The organism is Algoriphagus sp. (genome assembly GCF_030694375.1).
Taxonomy (GTDB): domain Bacteria; phylum Bacteroidota; class Bacteroidia; order Cytophagales; family Cyclobacteriaceae; genus Algoriphagus.
Map to the genome: position 1 here is coordinate 213,524 of NZ_JAUXYL010000020.1, position 18,449 is coordinate 231,972.

General features: G+C 42.5%; 10 protein-coding genes. 3 read left to right on the plus strand and 7 right to left on the minus strand.

Annotated elements, in window-relative coordinates:
• The first annotated feature begins 23 nt into the window (after nucleotides 1-23).
• The 3 genes from Q8M62_RS05795 to Q8M62_RS05805 are packed head-to-tail and all read left to right on the plus strand — an operon-like array spanning nucleotide 24 to nucleotide 5,271.
• A complete protein-coding gene (locus Q8M62_RS05795; RefSeq protein ID WP_304902428.1) occupies nucleotides 24-1,070 on the plus strand; it encodes an FAD-binding oxidoreductase in 1,047 nt (348 codons plus the stop codon).
• Nucleotides 1,071-1,091: 21 nt separating this feature from the next.
• Nucleotides 1,092-4,379, plus strand: coding sequence for a biopolymer transporter Tol (locus tag Q8M62_RS05800; protein ID WP_304902427.1), 3,288 nt, complete (start codon nucleotides 1,092-1,094; stop codon nucleotides 4,377-4,379).
• A 13-nt stretch (nucleotides 4,380-4,392) separates the two neighbouring features.
• A complete protein-coding gene (locus tag Q8M62_RS05805; RefSeq protein ID WP_304902426.1) occupies nucleotides 4,393-5,271 on the plus strand; it encodes a YicC/YloC family endoribonuclease in 879 nt (292 codons plus the stop codon).
• A gap of 783 nt (nucleotides 5,272-6,054) precedes the next feature.
• Here Q8M62_RS05805 and Q8M62_RS05810 read toward each other — a convergent pair.
• The 7 genes from Q8M62_RS05810 to Q8M62_RS05840 all read right to left on the minus strand — a co-directional run bounded on the left by Q8M62_RS05810 (nucleotide 6,055) and on the right by Q8M62_RS05840 (nucleotide 18,432).
• Complete coding sequence (locus Q8M62_RS05810) at nucleotides 6,055-6,723, minus strand: energy transducer TonB (protein WP_304902425.1); 669 nt, start codon at nucleotides 6,721-6,723, stop codon at nucleotides 6,055-6,057.
• A 134-nt stretch (nucleotides 6,724-6,857) separates the two neighbouring features.
• A complete protein-coding gene (locus tag Q8M62_RS05815) occupies nucleotides 6,858-7,538 on the minus strand; it encodes an energy transducer TonB (RefSeq protein WP_304902424.1) in 681 nt (226 codons plus the stop codon).
• A 68-nt stretch (nucleotides 7,539-7,606) separates the two neighbouring features.
• Nucleotides 7,607-7,978 (minus strand): VanZ family protein, encoded by a 372-nt coding sequence (locus Q8M62_RS05820; protein WP_304902423.1) that lies wholly within the window; start codon nucleotides 7,976-7,978, stop codon nucleotides 7,607-7,609.
• A gap of 11 nt (nucleotides 7,979-7,989) precedes the next feature.
• Nucleotides 7,990-8,367, minus strand: coding sequence for a glycine cleavage system protein GcvH (gene gcvH, locus Q8M62_RS05825; RefSeq protein ID WP_304902422.1), 378 nt, complete (start codon nucleotides 8,365-8,367; stop codon nucleotides 7,990-7,992).
• 52 nt (nucleotides 8,368-8,419) lie between these two features.
• Entirely contained in the window at nucleotides 8,420-15,358 is a 6,939-nt protein-coding gene (sprA, locus tag Q8M62_RS05830) for a cell surface protein SprA (RefSeq protein WP_304902421.1), read from the minus strand.
• A 207-nt stretch (nucleotides 15,359-15,565) separates the two neighbouring features.
• Complete coding sequence (gene ruvA, locus Q8M62_RS05835) at nucleotides 15,566-16,162, minus strand: Holliday junction branch migration protein RuvA (protein WP_304902420.1); 597 nt, start codon at nucleotides 16,160-16,162, stop codon at nucleotides 15,566-15,568.
• Entirely contained in the window at nucleotides 16,159-18,432 is a 2,274-nt protein-coding gene (locus Q8M62_RS05840) for an NADP-dependent malic enzyme (protein ID WP_304902419.1), read from the minus strand. Before Q8M62_RS05840 ends, ruvA begins: the two co-directional genes overlap by 4 nt.
• Nucleotides 18,433-18,449 lie beyond the last annotated feature (17 nt).

Below are 18,449 nucleotides of genomic sequence, written 5' to 3' on the forward strand. Positions count from 1 at the left end.
GAATTATGCCTTTAATTTGGGTTATGGAAATTGATTTTTTGATCATTGGACAAGGCATCGCCGGTACTGCACTGGGCTATAGACTGGAGCAGCTAGGGCAAAGGATTGTGATTTTGGATCAACCGGAATCAAACAAAAGCAGCCGTGTGGCAGCGGGCTTATATAATCCTGTGACAGGTCGGAAAATGGTGAAATCCTGGATTGCCGAATATCTTTTTCCGGAAATTGAACCGTTTTATGAGGAATTGGAACGAGTCAGTGGGAGGGAATTTCTGACGAGAAAAAAGATTTATCGCCCTTTTCTCTCCATCGAAGAACAGAATGAGTGGATGGGTCATTCAAGTGATCCTAAAATCGGGATGTTTATTGAGGAGATTTTTACAGAAAGTCAGTATCCCGAATTGCGGGATCCTTTTGGAGGTGTTCTGTTAAGGATGTCCGGCTGGTTGAACAGCAATGAATTTCTCGATGGTATGGCTGCCTACTTTGGGGAGCGGTTGATTTTGGAGGAGTTTGATGAAAAATTGCTTGAAAAGTGTTCAGAGGGCTGGAAGTATAAAAATATGGTTGCGAAAAACCTGATTTTTTGCAACGGTCTGGGTGCGTTAAAAAGTCGGTTTTTCAATTATTTACCTTTTTCGCCCGTGAAAGGAGAAATTCTTGAGGTAGCGCAAGACTTTGATCCGGATTTCATCGTAAATAGAGGGGTTTTCAGGGTACAGTTGAGCAAAGGGGTTTACCGGGTTGGATCAACCTATACTTGGCATGATCTGGACATCGGACCCACTGAGAGCGCAAAAAATGAGATTTTAAGTAAGCTTTCTGATGTAGTAATGCTACCGATTGGAGCCATAAAAAGTCACAAAACCGGAATTCGTCCTGCGACAAGAGACCGAAAACCATTTCTCGGCAAACATCCTACTGAAGATGGCGTTTACATCTTCAATGGATTCGGCGCTAAGGGTGTATCTCTTGTGCCTTATTTTAGTAAAATAATGACCCAATACCTGATAAAATCTCAACCTATCCAAACTGAGGTGGATATAGCTCGGTATTTTAAGTATATTTAAAACCTATCAATCTTGATCCGAATGCGATATATAGTCTTTCGACTTTTGATCTTATGTCTCTTTATCGGAAGTTCTTCCATTTCTTGGGCTCAATTTGACCAAGAGCGATTTGGTAAAAACCGTATTCAGCATAAAGAACTTCAATGGTATTTTTATTCGTCCAATAATTTTGAGGTCTACTATTATGACCGAGGGGGCGCTAATGCCAAAATGGCAATTGAATATTTAGAGGCCGAGTTTGATAAACTCACACAAATGATCGGCTATGTAGCCTATACAAAACCTAGGATTTATATCTATAACTCTCCTGAAGAAGGTCTTCAAAGCAACCTGAATCTCAATAGTCAGAAATACACTGAAGATGGTCAGACAAGATTTACAAGACTGATAGCTGAGGTTTCGTACAAAGGACGAGTGGACCAATTCAAAGCGGATATTATTTATGCCACTTCCAAAGTCATCATCAGGGAGATGCTATACGGCGCTTCAGTTGCTGACGCGTTCCAGGCTAATCTGGTCAATGATTTTCCGGCTTGGTATATTGACGGGGCGGCACTTTATCTTGCCAAAGGTTGGAGTAGGGAAATGGATGACTTCATCCGACAATATTTAAGAGATAATAAGAATCCGAAAATCCTGAATCTAACAGGAATAGAGGCCGGTTTGCTAGGCCAATCCATCTGGAATTACATCTCTGAAAAATATGGCCGTAGATATGTCTCCAGTATACTCAACTTATCGCGAATCAATAGAAACGAGGAAAACAGCATAGCTAATACGATTGGTGTAAACGCGAAGGTGTTTTTTGAAGACTGGAAAAACTATTATCTAAAAATTAATGAACCCGTCTTTGCTTCCTTCAAAAGCGTTTCTCCAGAGTCGGCAATCGCAAGAACATCTTCAAGGGTAGATGGTGCAATCAGCGACATTAAATTTAGTCCCGATGGACTTTTGCTCGGATATGTGCTCAACAATGCCGGGAAATTTAAAGTAATTGTACGAGATCTCTCCAATGGTACCGAACAGACCATTTTCCAGGGAGGAGCAAGCTATGATGAACTTTCGCCTAACCTGCATTCTCCGATCATAGCCTGGAGAGATTCTGCTAATTTGGCAATTGCCTCCTTTAAGAGAGGTTTTACGACATTGAGACTTCGGTCGATTGACGGATCAAATCAGGATAAGATTTTCCTTAGAAATATCACTCAGATCTTAAGTCTCGACTTCAATGAGTCAGGCAAGAATATGGTTCTTTCAGCCATCTCCAACGGGAAATCAGATATCTATACGCTCAATGTAAGGGGCCAAGGCAAACGGCTGACAAATGATATATTTGATGATTTATCTCCTGCTTTTCTGAACGATTCAGTCATTGTCTACTCCTCAAATTACGTGGATTTACCTGATTCAGTCTTGACGGCTACTCCTGATATTAATATTTTACCCAATCAGTATAACCTGATTAGAGTGGATGTATTGAAGGATACCACCATTTTCACAAAGCTCACTAACTCCAATAGCAAAAACATCCATCCGCGTAAATTAAACAGTAATACCCTGCTCTACATGAGTGATTTGAGCGGAATCACAAATTTGATGCGTTTCAGCATCGGTAATCAGGTTTCCAATCAAATATCAGCCTTTGACAAGAGCATAGAGGTTTTTGACGTGACCAGTAGAATGAATAAGATAGCCTACGCGCTGAGAAATGGGAAAGAATCACTTTTGTATGTGGAAGGCTATAGTGGCGTGGACCAATTTACTCCCAGTACACCCCGGGTCCAACTCGCTCAAGCTAAAGACTTAAACGAACGCTTGGCGGCGAGAAGACTGCTCGAGCAAAGAACAAATGCTGCAACGCAATCGCCCTCAATACCCGCTCCAATTCAAGAGCCTGCACTAATCGATACAATTCAAAAAAACAGGACTTCTTCAATTAATCTGGATCGATTGAGATTTGAGTCTAGAAAAGGTGTCGATACAGAAAATTACACTTTTGACACACTTCCACAGCTTAAAACCCCGGCAGAAACTAACCGTCCTGATTTGACGCGAACGAATCTCCTGGAATCTTTCAGAAGGCAATCTTTACAAAAGAGGGTGACGGGGCCAAGGAGAATGGAACCCCAGTTTTTCACAAATCATATCAATACCAAGGCCGTTGTTGATCCACTTAGAGGGTTTGGCATCAACCTCAACGGGAAAATGACTGATGTTCTCGATAATCACATTTTTTCTGCCGGGATAATGACTGCATTGGATTTTAATTCCGGTGGAGATGTGTGGTTTGAATACGAATATTTGAAAAGTAGACTTGATTTTAGAGGTAGGTTTGACAGAAAAACCATCCGAGTTTCTGAAAATGATATCTCTTTTCAAAAGTATGTATTGACCCAAATCGAAGCGGGTGTTTCCTATCCTTTAACTATCAATTCGAGATTTTATGTTGCGCCCTTAATTGCAAAAACCCAATATTTTAATCTAAATGCAGATTCCTTGATCTTGGGTCAAGTTCCCGATCAAAACCGTTTGGACGTCAATTATGCCGGGGGAAAGGCAGAATTTGTTTACGATCGAACGGAACCAATGGGACTTTATTCCTTTACAGGTCTAAAAGCCAAGGTTGGCTTTATGCATTACCAAGGCTTGAATAATGCGAATCGTTCATTCAGTAATTTCTACTTAGATCTTCGCAATTATCAAAAGATTCACAAAAACATCACCTTGGCCTCCAAGCTATATGTAGGGTCTTTTATGGGGAAAAATCCACAAAATTACCTCATTGGCGGAATGGACAATTGGTTGTTTAATGAGTTTTACAATCCACCATCCAACAGACCCGAACCTTCTCCGGTGAGAAACCCCTCCGGCGCGGAAAATTCAAATATTCTCTTTGCTGATTTTGTAGATCTAAGAGGATATGACTATGACGAAATCAGGGGTAGAAACGTGATTACTTTTACTACAGAATTAAGAATCCCGCTATTCTCATATCTGTCCCGAGGTAATATTACTTCCAACTTTGTAAGAAACTTCCAGCTAGTCGGGTTTTATGATATCGGATCTGCATGGAATGATTTTGCACCATGGGAGCGTGTCAATGATCAAAACACAGAAGTGATCAATACACCGGGATCCCCTTTTGTGGTGGTGCTCAACAATTTCAATAATCCATGGCTTCAAAGTTATGGGGCGGGATTGAGGACTGTTTTGATGAATTATTACGTCAAATTCGACGTAGCCCGTCCAATCCGAAATTATGAGACCGAAAACCTGAAGTTTTACTTTACTTTAGGTTATAATTTCTAATAGCTAATAATTTATGATCAAATCAATGACCGGCTTTGGTGTTGCCGGATTTGAGAATGAGCAAATGATGATTCAGGTCGAAGTTCGGTCTCTCAACTCAAAAATTTTGGATTTATCCATCCGTAGCCCACGACAATTTTCTGATAAAGAGTCTGAAATTCGGGGATTAGCCCAATCCATTCTAGATCGCGGAAAAGTAAGTATCTCCATCGAATTTGTTCCGAGAGGAAGTGAAAATCTTCCCGTCACAATTAATCAAGGCCTTTTTAAGGCTTATTTTGAGGAATTCAAAAACTTGGCTGAGTTAGTTGGGACGCCTTCAAATGACTTATTTAAGCTTGCCTTACAGTCTCCAAATGTAATCACTTCGATTCCAATGGAACGAGAAGATGGTGATGATTGGGAGCAGACTAAGTTGGTGTTGGAAGAAGCGTTGAAAAAATGTGACGGCTTCAGAATAGACGAGGGCGCTTCATTGTATTCCAAACTCGAGGAAAATATTACGGTGATCAGATCCGCTTTTGAGCGGGTCAAACAGGAGGAACCTATCCGAAAAGAGCGAATCAGACAGCGGATCCGCAATCATTTTACCCAATGGATGGATGAGAATTCTTTCGATGCTAATCGATTTGAGCAGGAACTGATCTATTATTTCGAAAAACTTGATATCACTGAAGAGCTGGTAAGGTTAGAAACGCACTTAGATTACTTCATGAAATCGCTGAGCGAAGAAAATGGTCAAGGTAAAAAACTGGGTTTCATCAGTCAGGAAATTGGTAGAGAGATTAATACCATCGGATCCAAAGCAAATGATGCTGAAATTCAAAAGCATGTCATCCTAATGAAGGATGAACTGGAAAAAATCAAGGAGCAGTCGCTTAATGTGTTATAGTAAAGGGGCTGTCTCATAACTGTTGCTTGTTACATTGAGTCTTAAATATTCTGCGAACATACAAAATGGAATTGACAGAATTTTTGAAGTCCAAAGCCATAAAAATCTTGATCTACGATTGAATCTTAGCTGTCTAGACAAAACATTGATCGGAAGGGCGCGGTGGGAGGATTTGCCCCTGCCTGCAGCAGGCAGGAGCGAGCCAGCGTTTGGCCTCGTGCGGTGGGAGCTTTGGCAAATCTTGACCTTTTGGTTCTTTTGGGTTAAGCCAAAAGAACGATGGAAAAGAATAACCTAACCTAAGCTAAGAACCAGAATTAACTGGTTCATAGAGAAATTACATTTCATGAAATTGGAATATAATTTTGGATAATTAGTAAAAACAAAATTTAACGTAATCTACCATTTGTAGCGAAGTCGAAATGCGGCTGTACTCGCTGCGCTGCAAATGGCCTTCGACTCCTGTCACACTGACCCTTCGATTCTGCTCAGGTTGACTGGAATCGAAGGGTCAGGCTGATTCATTCAAGCCTTTTGAGACAGCCTCTTTTTTTTGAAAATACCTTATGCCATTTTCAGGTTTTTGAACATGGAGCATTCCTTTAGATGAAATCGAGTCTGTCACAGGTATGTAGGAAGCGACACACACTGCGATGATTATCCTTCCTTCGTGAATCTCCCGATTAAATTCAAATTATAACCTGATAATAAAACGAGGACTCTCATTCGGGTAAAGTAATTCAGATTTCTTACCAATTCAATTACTATCCAAAGTAGGCAGGGTTAGTTAAGCTTGAATTTGATTGGCATAGTCATTCGAGATCTCACCGGTCTACCATGATGCAGGGCAGGTTTCCATCTAGGGGAATTTTGGACCACTTCTAAGGCTACTTTATCGAGAAAAGGATCGACTGATCTCACAACTTCTTCATCCTGTATACTTCCATCTGTGTTGATGACAAATCTGAGAAATACGGTTCCTTCAATTCCCATTCGTTGTGGCTGTTTCGGATAGGTGAGATTGGCTTTTAAGTAGGTATACCAAGCATCCATTCCACCTTGAAACTGCGCCTGTACTTCTGTGAAATCCAATATCTCCGCCGCAACATCGATATTTGGAGGACCGGCTAGCTTGATCTCCGGAATTACCTCATCACCTGGAAAATGGATATCAATAGTCAAGATGTCATCAAGTTCGATATCGTCATCTATCACTTTGATTTGTGGGGCTATTACAGGAGGTGGTGCCGCCGGAGGTACTTGGATAGTGATCGGGATTACTTCCGATTCCCAATTCGAATTAGCATTTGAAATATTAAGAAGAGGTTTTTCCTCATAAGCTTTCCATTCGAAAGCCACCAAAACGAATGCAATCGAAATCGCCAATCCAAGATTGGAGATTGCGCCTGACCACTTGAGAAGGTCTGATTTGGGATTCTTTTTTAATTCCATGATTGTTAGAGAAATGTTTATAAAAATTTACCAAAGAATTCTGGTATAAGCTATTTCTCTAACGTTTATTAACTAGTTAAAAAGGAGGAGAGGTTAGGGCAAAAAAAGACCCGATTTCTCGGGTCTAATATGTGTTAGCTAAGTTTGAATCGAATCGGAAGTCTCATTCGAGTACGAACCGGACGGCCTCTTTGCTTACCAGGTTCCCACTTTGGAGCTTCTTGCACAACTTTAACAGCTTCTTCGTCACAACCTCCACCAATACCTCTCAAAACTTCTACGTCTTGAATGGATCCATCAGTGTTGATTACGAATACAACAATCACAGTTCCTTCAATTCCCATTCTTCTTGCTTGAGTAGGGTATTTTAGGTTTTTGGAAAGGTATGCATTCCATCCTGACATTCCCCCTGGAGGGTTTGGCTGAGTTTCTACGACGTCAAAGATCTGATCTGCTTTTTCTACAACCGGAGCTTCAGAAATTACCACTTCCTTGATCACAGTCGTTTCTTTGACATCTACGTCAAAATTCACATCGATTTTTTCCTCAATTTTCACTTCATCAGGAATCTCCTCGATGATAGGCTGCTCCATTGGCGGTGGTGGCGGCGGTGGAGGTGGCTGTTCGGTGATAGGTATATCTAGCAGCTCCTCGAAATTGTCATTCACACCACCCAGGTTTTTAAGCCCTGAGTCATCAAATGACTTGTATTCGAAGGCAGCAAGAGTAAGACCTACAGCTACTGCTAAACCAAGATTGGTAAACATACCCACCTTCTTGGTTATATCAGCGCTTGGAGACTTTTTTGCTTCCATGGTGAATTTGGTTTATACAGGTTAATTTATTTCAAATTTTGAATAACAAGTGTAAGAATTATTGAAGATTAATCCAAAATGTATTTAATGAACGGCCATTTTAAATATCCTAATAATCCTAGACCTGCACCTAATGCATTGGCAATCATATCCATTAATTCAAACGATCGATAAGGGATAAATTGTTGTAAATATTCAAAACCAATTCCAACTAAGACTCCAAACAAAATGAAATTTCGCCAAATCTTCGGATTCTTGGATGAAACTTCGTTTTCGTCTATCCCGACTCCACTCCAGAGATAGCCCTGGATCAAAAACGAAATAATATGGACGGCCTTGTCTTGAAAATCAAATAGATCAATTTCAGGAAACTTTGTTCCAGGTGTAAGCATGGCAAATGCCAATACGATCATCCAGGAAATAGCAAAGAAAATCCTCAATGATTCAGAAATTAAGCACCAACTAATTCAGCATATTCCGATGCGTCCAACAGTTCGGTGAAAGAGTCATTTGAGATTTTCACTTTTACCATCCATCCCGCTTCGTAAGGGGCCTCATTTACCAGTTCTGGCTCAGATTCCAATTTGTCGTTGAATTCAATGATTTCACCCGTGATCGGCATGAAAAGATCAGAAACAGTTTTTACAGCTTCCACAGATCCAAATACTTCACCTGCTTCAATCGTCTCACCCACTGTTTCAACTTCTACATAGACGATATCTCCCAATTCTTTTTGTGCAAATTCTGTGATACCGATGGTAGCTATGTCTCCTTCGATTTTAACCCATTCGTGGTCTTTGGTGTACTTCAGTTCTTGTGGAAAATTCATGATTTGTTCTTTGTTTGGGTCAAAATTAAAAGGAATCGCTTGAGTTTGAAATCTATTGGGATAAATTAAATCTTAACTGTCCACCAAAAGCTGTGGAGGTTCTCCTAAAGGCTGTGGTTACACGAGGATCATTGATCGTTCGCTCAAAGTAAATGGTCAGATTCAGGTTCTGATTGATCACATATCCTACGGTTGGGCGGATTTGAATATTGAGGTTGCCATTGGTTACGGTGCTGCCTTCTTCAATTTTTCGCTGAACTTGGCGTACATCCACAACCTTGGAATCCAATCGCAATTGAAGGTCGTTTTTAAGTACCTTTTGACTTCCCTGTATACTAAACGGGATTTTCACGCCGGCTTTTGTATAGCCCAGTGTCAGGCCAAAGTCACTGCTTTTCTGCTCGGTTACTTGGGAGTTGGAGAAATTCAAACCAAGATTTCTTTCCCTGTTATAATTGATGGCCACATTCAGACGGTCTTTTGTCAGGACGTCAACTCCGATGAGTGGTGAAAATCTCTCGGAAAGGACTACCTGATTCAACACGTAAATGGGGATAAACTGCCCATCATCATTGGTAATATCAGGCCGGCGAACATTTTGTAAGGTATTGAAGAGTTCAAGACCCTGTTGATATTGCAGGGAGTTGGAAAAATTACTCACATCATAAGTGGAAGAATATGCATGGGTGAGATTAATGCTGCTGAATTTGTCACTCAGTCCTTTCAATCGGGATAATCCTCGGTAATCCACTCTCCAGTTGGGAAGAGGAGTTTTCGGGAAAGGATTTAGGCTGACCTCATTCGGGTCTTTTCCCAAATAGGCTGCAAGAAATGACGGGATTAAAACATCTTGTCCATTTATTCCATAAACACCACCACCGACAGTTTCTCCATCCAATCTTTCCTTGATGATTGAACGATAGTTTTCAAAATTCCTGAAAAGAGGGGAGTTGTTCTGAATGTCGTCTTTTGCGAAAGCAGTCCCTATCATAATGCCTGTGATGGAATATGAACCCAACCGGTTAGGACTGATACTTTGGTAATCGCCGGGATTATCCAGAGAGTTTCTGAAGATTTCTTGGTAATCTCCAACTTCCCTTTTTCTTGCTTCCAGTGTGACTCTAAAGTCCCGTATCGGCTCCAAAATTCCGGTCAGTCTTAGATTCATGGCTCGATTCTGCTTGAAGGTCTGTGTCAACTCAGCACTTGGGGCAATATTTCCGTTTCCAGCAAGATCGTATCTGACGTTTGGATTTTGACTGCCAAAAAGGAATGCCCACCCGGGATTGTTCCAGGCTCTGTCCATTCCCAATAGTCCGGTATTTGGCATATAGCCAGGTAGAAAAGTTCCATCAATTACTCCATAATTGAAGGTGATCTCCTTCGTCATCATCAGAAATTTCAACAGCTTATTGCTGAAGGGTGTACCGATCGTATCCTCGGCATTTACTGTCGTCCGTCCGGGTATGCCGGGACGTTTTGGCGCATTCAATGCCGCCAATTTCTTATTCTTATTGTAGAGCTTCATCAGATCAAACTTTCCGGTCAAATTTTGATCCCTGGTGTTTTGAATGATGTTTCCTAAGGTGTCTTTTTGGCCAATTGCGCCGGTTTGCCAATTATAAGTGGTTACGTATCGATAGTCGGTCTGAATCCAATCAGTCATTGGAAGTTTATTCAGCGGAAGCGAATAGTTTAATGTAGCCCTATGATTATAATTTGTAGTTCTTCCGAATCGCCAGGCATTGTATTTTACCGAATCGCGTTTGGCTTCCGTATCCAGATCCCCTTCAGGCTCGTCAACTACAGCGCTGGCTTGTGATTCAAAATCAACTCTTAAGCTATTCGAAAGATCCCAGTTAATATTGAAAGACCGATTTATGAAGAAAGACTTCTGAAATAGTGGATCAACCCCGCTGGTACCCAGTTGATCGTTTCTGTACTGAGATCTCAGGAAGCGTCGATCCACGTCCACTCTGGCCAAAAGCAGGGTAGGGGAAAGATTCAGGTTGAAATCCTTGATCAATTTGAGGAATGGCGAAGTCATCCCTTCCGAATTTTGAAACGGAGCGATTTTCCATTCCTTTGGCTGGAAGCTATAGGTGACATTACCACGGTTAGTCTTGAAATTGTAATTTTCAATCTGTGCATTGGTCTGAGTCACTGATCCCATTGCATAGGAGAAAGCAAAATTCGAAAGGTCATAGACTCGATTTGGTGAATCCGTGTTCTTTTTGATTTTCCGGACATTATTGAAACTGATATTTCTTCTTTTCAGCTGATCCTGGGCGATTTCCCGATATGCCGCCCGTTGGGCGTCAGTTTCATATTTACCCAAAGCAACTTCAAATGGTACATCTGGATTCAATGGGTCGTATTCCGGTCTTGTGTTTGAATTCTCTATTGAGAAATACATTGGAATGCTGACTCCAAGGGCTTCGGGAAGGAGTTTGTTTACTTCCACGTTTGTGGATATATCGTACTGCGTAGTTGCTTGTCTAGTTCTTTGGGAAAGCCTTGTTTCCAATCCTCCAAAGCCAATGGAATTATGTCGAATTGACGCTGATACAACAGCCACATCAGCAATTTTCGCATTCAAATAAGCATTTGCAGCCCATCCATTACTCTTGGTAAAACCTGTTACCCGAAGCTCATTCGCCCAAAAACAAAAGGATTTTGAAGAACCTATACCCGTGCCCGGATTTCTTGCGCCAAGCATCATGCCCTGTACCATACTCAACTCCGGTCGGCCGACTACGGTAACTTTGTATTGTCGAATATTCTGAGAAAAAGGCAAATTCAAGGGGGCCCGGTTGTTGTCCCGCTCTACTTTTACCCCGACGATCTCCTGGATCGCGATGTCTATCTCATTTTCAAGTGGCCAAACTGCTCTTGCGTCATTCGTGCCCAAAGGAGAAACGACAAGAGGCACTTCGATTTCATAGTAATTGTCAGTGTAATCAGTCCCTAATCGTAAGAAAGCGGTAATTTCTCCATCTTGGGCATCAAGACTATTGGCATGGAAGAACATTTTTATACGCTCATATTGTACGAGGTCTATGGTGAGATTTCTGAATACTGCCCGGGCATCTTTCGGTGCCAAATCCTCCACGCATACTCTCAAGGATTGTTCATTCAGTCTTCTTTCAACAGTAGAAGTATTGTCCCGGTCTCGGTTAATTCCTGGAGGTAAAACATAGGGACTGTGTTTGTCACTGCCTTGGGCGTTTTGCTCAATATTGACTACATCTACCACCACATTGGAATTGTCCGGTTCAGGGATTTCGAAGAATCCTTTTTCGAATAGCGATTCCTGAAAGACCCTCCATTGGCTTCCTACCATTCTGAATTCGGCCATGCGAAGTACGACAGGTTGTGCAAAATCCGTCAAATAGGTTCGCATCCACCGGATGGATTTGAATCCTACGATGTCACCTTGTACACGGTCAGGCTGGCGGACAGGAATCCTAAAAAGATACCAATTGATTTCTTCCCCTCCCTCGTTGTGTGTGACCTGATCCACGATGTAATTTTCACCCACATTCAATTGTCCTGGCCTGAGATCTACTTCATATTCATAGTAGTTTTCCAGTTCATTGATGGTGTTGTCGGCATTCAAATCCTCGTTGTCAGGCGTATTGCCACCTGAGGCGGTGTAGGGAAGACTGGGGTCAGCTGAAACAGGCGTGTTGCCTTCCATCCCGTTGAATTTCTTGTAACGCTCCAGAATTTTTATGTCAGCCTGATCGAATTTATCATCCAAATAGTACTGAAAAGCGTCAGCAGACACATCTTGCAAAATGGCATTACGAGCCTGTTGCGATACATTGAGGCGATCCACAAATCTGCTTTGAAAAAAAGCAGGTTCATCCTCATTTTTCAATCCATCCAAACCCACATCTTGATTGACTCGGGAAGATTGTGAATTATCAAAAGCAGGAATCAAAAATTGCTTTCGTGTGATACGTCCCCATTCATTTTGACCAGTTTCAGTTGGATTTCCGTCTGCAGGCAGTCCGTTTTCAAAGGCATGGCTACCATCCTTCATCACGTCTTCGGATATATCGCCAAGATTGATGAAGAGTTTACCCCCCGTGGTGTTATTTTGATTGAAAACCCCGTCCAAAACCCGCCCATTGTCTCCTTTTAAAAATGGGTCCATGAGCCAGAATTCAATGTACTCGATATTAGTTCTATCAAAGTCAACTTCCGTAGTTATTGCGCGGGTGACCCCACCATAGTTTAATCTTGGGTTTGGTAAAAAACCGTTGAAATCCAAATTTGGATTGTAATTAAACATTCCCCGTTCGCTTGGAAAAAAAGCTAATTCAAAAAGCGGCTGTGGAACCACAATTACATCCCGGTCTTGGTTTTTGAAAATTTCCTGCGGGATTACTCGCCTTACGTAATGGTTTCTCCGGTCTTGAGAGCTCAAATTGGTAGGTACTCCGGGACCGCTTTCTCTATAAAAAATATTATCAATGTTATACCATGCTAGGCGTGCTCTTCGGTAGGCATTTCCAAGATTATCTTCGGTTTGGTTGCTTAAGTCAAACTTGTTGTCTTGCGTTTTAGGGGTGGATGAAAGTTTCCAATTCTGGTTTGCGGCGGCCCCTAAGTAGAACGGGGTAACAGCGGCTTCAAAGTCATCGATGTAAGAAGCAGCGTCCCCATCTACCGTATTGGAAGTACCGGGAATCAAGTGGGCGAATTCAGCATTGAATTGTACAAGTGATTTCTCTTTGGTGTTGGTGAATGGTAATGCATCTGCGAGCTTAGTCAGCCACCTTGATTCATCATTGAAATTAACATCCAAGCCCCAAAGGCTGTTTCTCAAGGTCTCATTCCCTGTGGCAATTCGGGTGATGTTTGGACGCTCATTGAGAAACAAAAACGTACCACCAATATTGAGTTTTTGACTGGCCAAATAATCCAGTCTGGTGCCCAGAAGACTTCGCGTCTGGAAGGATACCAAATCGGCTTTTTCGAAGCTCACATTGATTTGTTTTCCGGATTGTAAAATGGCGTCGTTGATAATCACCAATCTTCCGACGTTGTAGTCAATGGTGAAATCCACCCCTTCGGTCAATGGAATGTTGCCCGCTTGTACTATTACAGATCCCGGAGCGATATTCAATCCCGGAAGCTGAATTTCACTTGCTGAACCAGCCGTGAGTCGCCCTTTGATAAAATATTTATTCAATCTGGTCACAAGTTCTGCATCTGCCTGAGTGGTGCGGTAAAGTGTGTCATAGACATACTTATCCTTCAGAACCAGTTCCCCGGGAAGAAAATTCTTCGCCAAGTTAGATCCAAAGGGTTCCAGTACAGGGAAAATCAATAAACCTCGATTGGAGATCATGGTCAGTCCTTCCACAAAATCAAAATTTCCATCCGGAGCAGGATCGTTCTGTGGATTGAGATTGTCCAGTCCTGTCAGTCGAATCAGGGGTTTGTCTTTGACATTTGCGCCTTCTAAAAGAGATGGATTATCCAAACCTGTGCGGTCATCCCTGTAAATCACCTGAAGCTGGAAACCATCCCGCAAGATCTGGCTGGCATTCAGACTATACACGTTTTTCATCATCAGATCCCAAGTAGGAACTCTGGTGTTAATCCGTGCAGGGCGGAGAAGTTTGAGGAAAATGAGTTCGTCTTCCCTTCGTGTTTGGTAATCTTCGGTCAGTTCACCGACTTTATAGACTTGACCATTGTAGGTGTATTCGTAAGAAACCGCCAGCACTTCATCGTTCTGGAGTCTTCTGAAAAGTGAAACATAACCCAACTGTGGGTTAAAGAAGAATTCCGTCTGATCTAGTTTTCTTGCTCCGTTGATCTGCTCAAAGTCGACCCCTTTTCTTATTCCGAGGCTTGATTCTATGGCTCTCGAACCGGTATCAAAAGGGCGGAAAGAAGGATTTTTACTGATATTAGAATAGAGTAAATTTGCGTTATTGCCTGCTGGGGCTCCGGGTGTGCCTGTACCGATGGCTGGGTTTGATGGATTCAAAAGCACACGTCCCTCTCCTAAATCCATAAAGGCGGCAAAATTTCGGAGTGTTTCCGTATTTGTCGCCCTGTTCATGATATAGACTTCAATTCTGGTGACATTCACTCCAGAAAGCACCTGAGGAAGACCTCTTAGCCAGCGTTCGTAATTATCTCTGAAGAAATGGGACAAGAAAAAGTGGCGGTTTTCATCGTATCGCGATGCCTGAATGTCGAAGGCCCTGCCTTGTCCATTTGCATCAATCACCAAATTATCTCTCCGGCCTCTTTGAGTAGAGGCCACAGCGGTGACATTTAATTTCCCAAAACGCATTTGTGTTTTTACACCGAAGAGATTTTGAGCACCTTGAATCAACCTGTTCTGTATTGGCATGCTGACATTGCCTATTTCCACAGATTGGAGGATGTCCTCATCGAAGCCGTCATATTCGACTTTTAGCTGATTTTGAAAATCGAAGGAATTGTTGGAATCAAAGTTGGCAGCGATTTTCATCTTTTCACCCATCGACCCGTTGACGGCCATTTGGATCTGTTGCTGAAAATTAAAGCCTCCATTCTGCTGCTGACGGATAGGGAGTGTGGGATTGTCAATTCGGCGGAAGATCGCCCCAAAGTCGAGGTTGACATAACCCGTCGGGACGATATTGATCTCACTACCTCCGAAAATCCGGTCAAATGATGGACTGACAGTCAGCGGAGGGATCAGGCTCCGACCTTCGACAGCACTTTCGCCGTCCATTGCCCTCGCTCTGGATCGCCAGTAGTCTTGCCTGACCTGATATTGCTGGATTTCAGAAAATCGTTCGAAGTCATATTCTTGCTCATTTCCGAATCTTGTGGTGTCAAGTTGATCGACAATATTGTATCGAAGGGTGGAATCGATCAGTACAGTTACTTCCTGAGCTAGCGGTGGAGCTGGTATAAATGGAGACTTTGGAAGAAGAAAAGGATTCCTATAGGGGTACAAGGGATTGGTTCTCATGTTTTGCCAAAGCAAAAATGAGGGCGATAGCCTACGAATATTTAGGGAATCTATTCGGGATTTGGTGCTGTCTGCTGCGACTTGTTGGGCTTTAGCCGGTGTTATAGCTAATACAAATCCCAATATGACTAGGAGAACAGGCCCGTGACTTCTAAATTTCCCCTTGCAAAAAGTCAGTAACTCCTGAAAGTCCAATCCAGCTTAAAGTTAAGGTGTCTTTAAAGATGCTTTAATTAAATCTTCTAAGGAAATTTCCCCTTCGGTTTTTTTGAGAATCTGAGTGATATTTTTCTCTGCCATTGCTTTTGGGAATCCTAGTGTAACCAAGGCTTGTAACGCCTCCTCGCGGATTTTATTGCTGGACTTTAGGAATCCAAGCGGCGTGCTGAGCTCGTTACCCCCCGATTTCCCGATTTTATCCTTTAGCTCTAAGATAATTCGCTGTGCAGTCTTGACCCCGATTCCTTTCACTGCCTGAATGGTGCCCACATCACCGGAAAGTATGGCCTGCTCAATTTCCCCTGTATCCAAGGATGAAAGTATCATTAATCCCGTATTTGGTCCAACCCCATTGATGGATATCAACAGGAGGAAAAGTCTTTTTTCTGTTTCTTCCTTAAAGCCGTAAAGTGTATGTGCATCTTCTTTGATATGCAGAAAGGTGAGGAGTCGAATCTGCTCCTCATCTTTGATTCTGCTGTAGGTCTGGAGGGAGATTTTCACCTGATAACCAATTCCTCCCACATCTATAATGACGTAGGTGGGATCCTTGAAGACAAGTTTACCACTCAGGTATGCAATCATAATATTCCTTCAGAAGATTGAGCATCCACCACAGCAATAGCCACCATATTCACTATTTCACGAATAGAGCTTCCCAATTGTAAAATATGAACAGGCTTGCCCATGCCAAGCAAAATTGGTCCAATGGCTTCTGCATTTCCCAGTTCGGCAAGTAATTTATAAGCAATGTTACTTGAGGCAAGATCCGGAAAAATCAGTGTATTGACCTGATTATGTGCCAGGGTGGAGAAAGGGTAGATTTCACGTTGCAGTTCTTGATTAAAGGCCACATTGGCCTGCATCTCTCCTTCGATGATGAGATCCGGATACTTTTTCTTAGCCAGAGCTGTGGCTTTGGACATTTTAGTCGGGATATCGCCTTCCGCTGAACCGAAATTTGAATAGGAGAGGAGTGCAATTCTGGGCTCCATGTTGAAAAATTTCACCGCATTTGCTGTCAATCCGATGATTTCTACCAGTTCCTCAGCGGAGGGGTTCAGGTTCACTGTAGCATCGGCAAAGAAATAGGGGCCTTTTGGCGTGTTCATTATGTACATACCAGCCACCCGATTTACTCCTTTTTTCACTCCGATCGTCTGAAGAGAAGGTAAGATAGTTTTCGGGTAATCACGGGTCAATCCTGAAATAAATGCATCCGCTGAGCCTGTTTCGACCATCATGGCCCCGAAGTAATTTCGCTCTTTGACCAGCCTGTTCGCATCGTACAACGTCATTCCCTTTCGCATGCGTTTTTCATAGAGGAATTTACCGAAATCCCTGATCATTTCAGTTTCCTCTAGCGGATCGATAATGACTACATTGGCCAGATCCAGAGAATTGTTTTCAATCATACTCAGGATCTTTTCCCGATTACCGAGTAAGATAGGAATGGCGATTTTTTCATCTCGCAGGGATTGAGCAGCTTTTAGAATTTTCAGATTATCCGCTTCACCAAAAACAACTCGTTTCGGATCTTTTTTGGCTCTTCCGATGACTATTGACATCAACCTTTGATCGATTCCGATTCGCTTTTGGAGCTCCAATTCGTAAGCTTCCCAGTCGTGTATCATCTTTTTGGCAACTCCTGATTCGATAGCAGCTTTGGCTACGGCAGGGGCTATAGTCGTTATCAGTCTTGGATCTACAGGTTTTGGAATTAAATAAAGTCGTCCAAAGGCCATATTGAGATCTCCATAGGCCTTATTTACGATTTCAGGAACTGGTTCTTTGGCCAGTTTGGCGATGGCCATTGCCGCAGCGAGCTTCATTTCCTCATTGATAACTGTAGCTCTTACATCCAAGGCACCACGGAAAATGTATGGGAATCCCAACACGTTGTTCACCTGGTTAGGATGATCAGAACGGCCTGTAGCCATAATCACATCCTCCCGAGCTGCTATTGCCAGATCGTAGGTGATCTCCGGATCCGGATTTGCAAGTGCAAAAACTATCGGATTGGGAGCCATAGACTTAATCATCTCCTGTGAGATGATGTTACCTGCAGAAAGGCCTAAAAATACGTCTGCTCCAGGCAAAGCCTCACGGATATGATGAATATTTTTATCTGTTGCAAAATCTCTGTGGATGTCTGTCAAATCCTGTCGATCCAATCTGATGACCCCATCCTTATCACAGACAATGATGTTTTCTTTTTTGACACCCAAGCTGACATAAAATCGTACGCAGGAAATGGCAGCAGCACCTGCACCACTTACTACGAGTTTTATATCACCGATTTTTTTGTTGACAATTTCAAGTCCGTTCATTAGTGCGGCACCTGAGATGATGGCTGTCCCATGCTGATCATCGTGCATTACGGGAATTTTCATCTGCTGTCGGAGTGTTTGCTCAATCTCAAAGCACTCGGGCGCTTTAATGTCCTCCAGATTTATTCCTCCAAAAGTCGGTTCTAGGGATTTGATGATCTGGATAAGTTTTTTAGGATCTTTCTCATCGATTTCCAGATCGAACACGTCAATGCCTGCAAATTTTTTAAAAAGTACTGCTTTCCCCTCCATCACAGGTTTGGAAGCTTCGGGGCCGATATCACCTAGACCTAAAACGGCCGTTCCGTTTGTAATGACGGCTACAAGATTTCCCTTTGCAGTGTATTTGTAGACATTTTCCTTGTCCGCTTCGATTTCCTTGCATGGCTCAGCCACACCGGGTGAATAGGCAAGCGCAAGGTCAATCTGACTTGATACAGGCTTAGTTGGGATGACTTCAATTTTTCCCGGGGAACCTTGGCTATGGTAATTTAACGCGTCTTGTTTTCTAATTTTGATGGTCATAGATGGTGGTTTGACAA

Bases quoted from the DNA above. Each gene is read 5' to 3' on its own strand.
- Q8M62_RS05815 (WP_304902424.1), bottom strand. From the start codon at position 7,538: ATGGAAGCAAAAAAGTCTCCAAGCGCTGATATAACCAAGAAGGTGGGT.
- sprA (WP_304902421.1), bottom strand. From the start codon at position 15,358: ATGAGAACCAATCCCTTGTACCCCTATAGGAATCCTTTTCTTCTTCCA.
- Q8M62_RS05800 (WP_304902427.1), top strand. From the start codon at position 1,092: ATGCGATATATAGTCTTTCGACTTTTGATCTTATGTCTCTTTATCGGA.
- Q8M62_RS05810 (WP_304902425.1), bottom strand. From the start codon at position 6,723: ATGGAATTAAAAAAGAATCCCAAATCAGACCTTCTCAAGTGGTCAGGC.
- gcvH (WP_304902422.1), bottom strand. From the start codon at position 8,367: ATGAATTTTCCACAAGAACTGAAGTACACCAAAGACCACGAATGGGTT.
- Q8M62_RS05805 (WP_304902426.1), top strand. From the start codon at position 4,393: ATGATCAAATCAATGACCGGCTTTGGTGTTGCCGGATTTGAGAATGAG.
- ruvA (WP_304902420.1), bottom strand. From the start codon at position 16,162: ATGATTGCATACCTGAGTGGTAAACTTGTCTTCAAGGATCCCACCTAC.
- Q8M62_RS05840 (WP_304902419.1), bottom strand. From the start codon at position 18,432: ATGACCATCAAAATTAGAAAACAAGACGCGTTAAATTACCATAGCCAA.
- Q8M62_RS05795 (WP_304902428.1), top strand. From the start codon at position 24: ATGGAAATTGATTTTTTGATCATTGGACAAGGCATCGCCGGTACTGCA.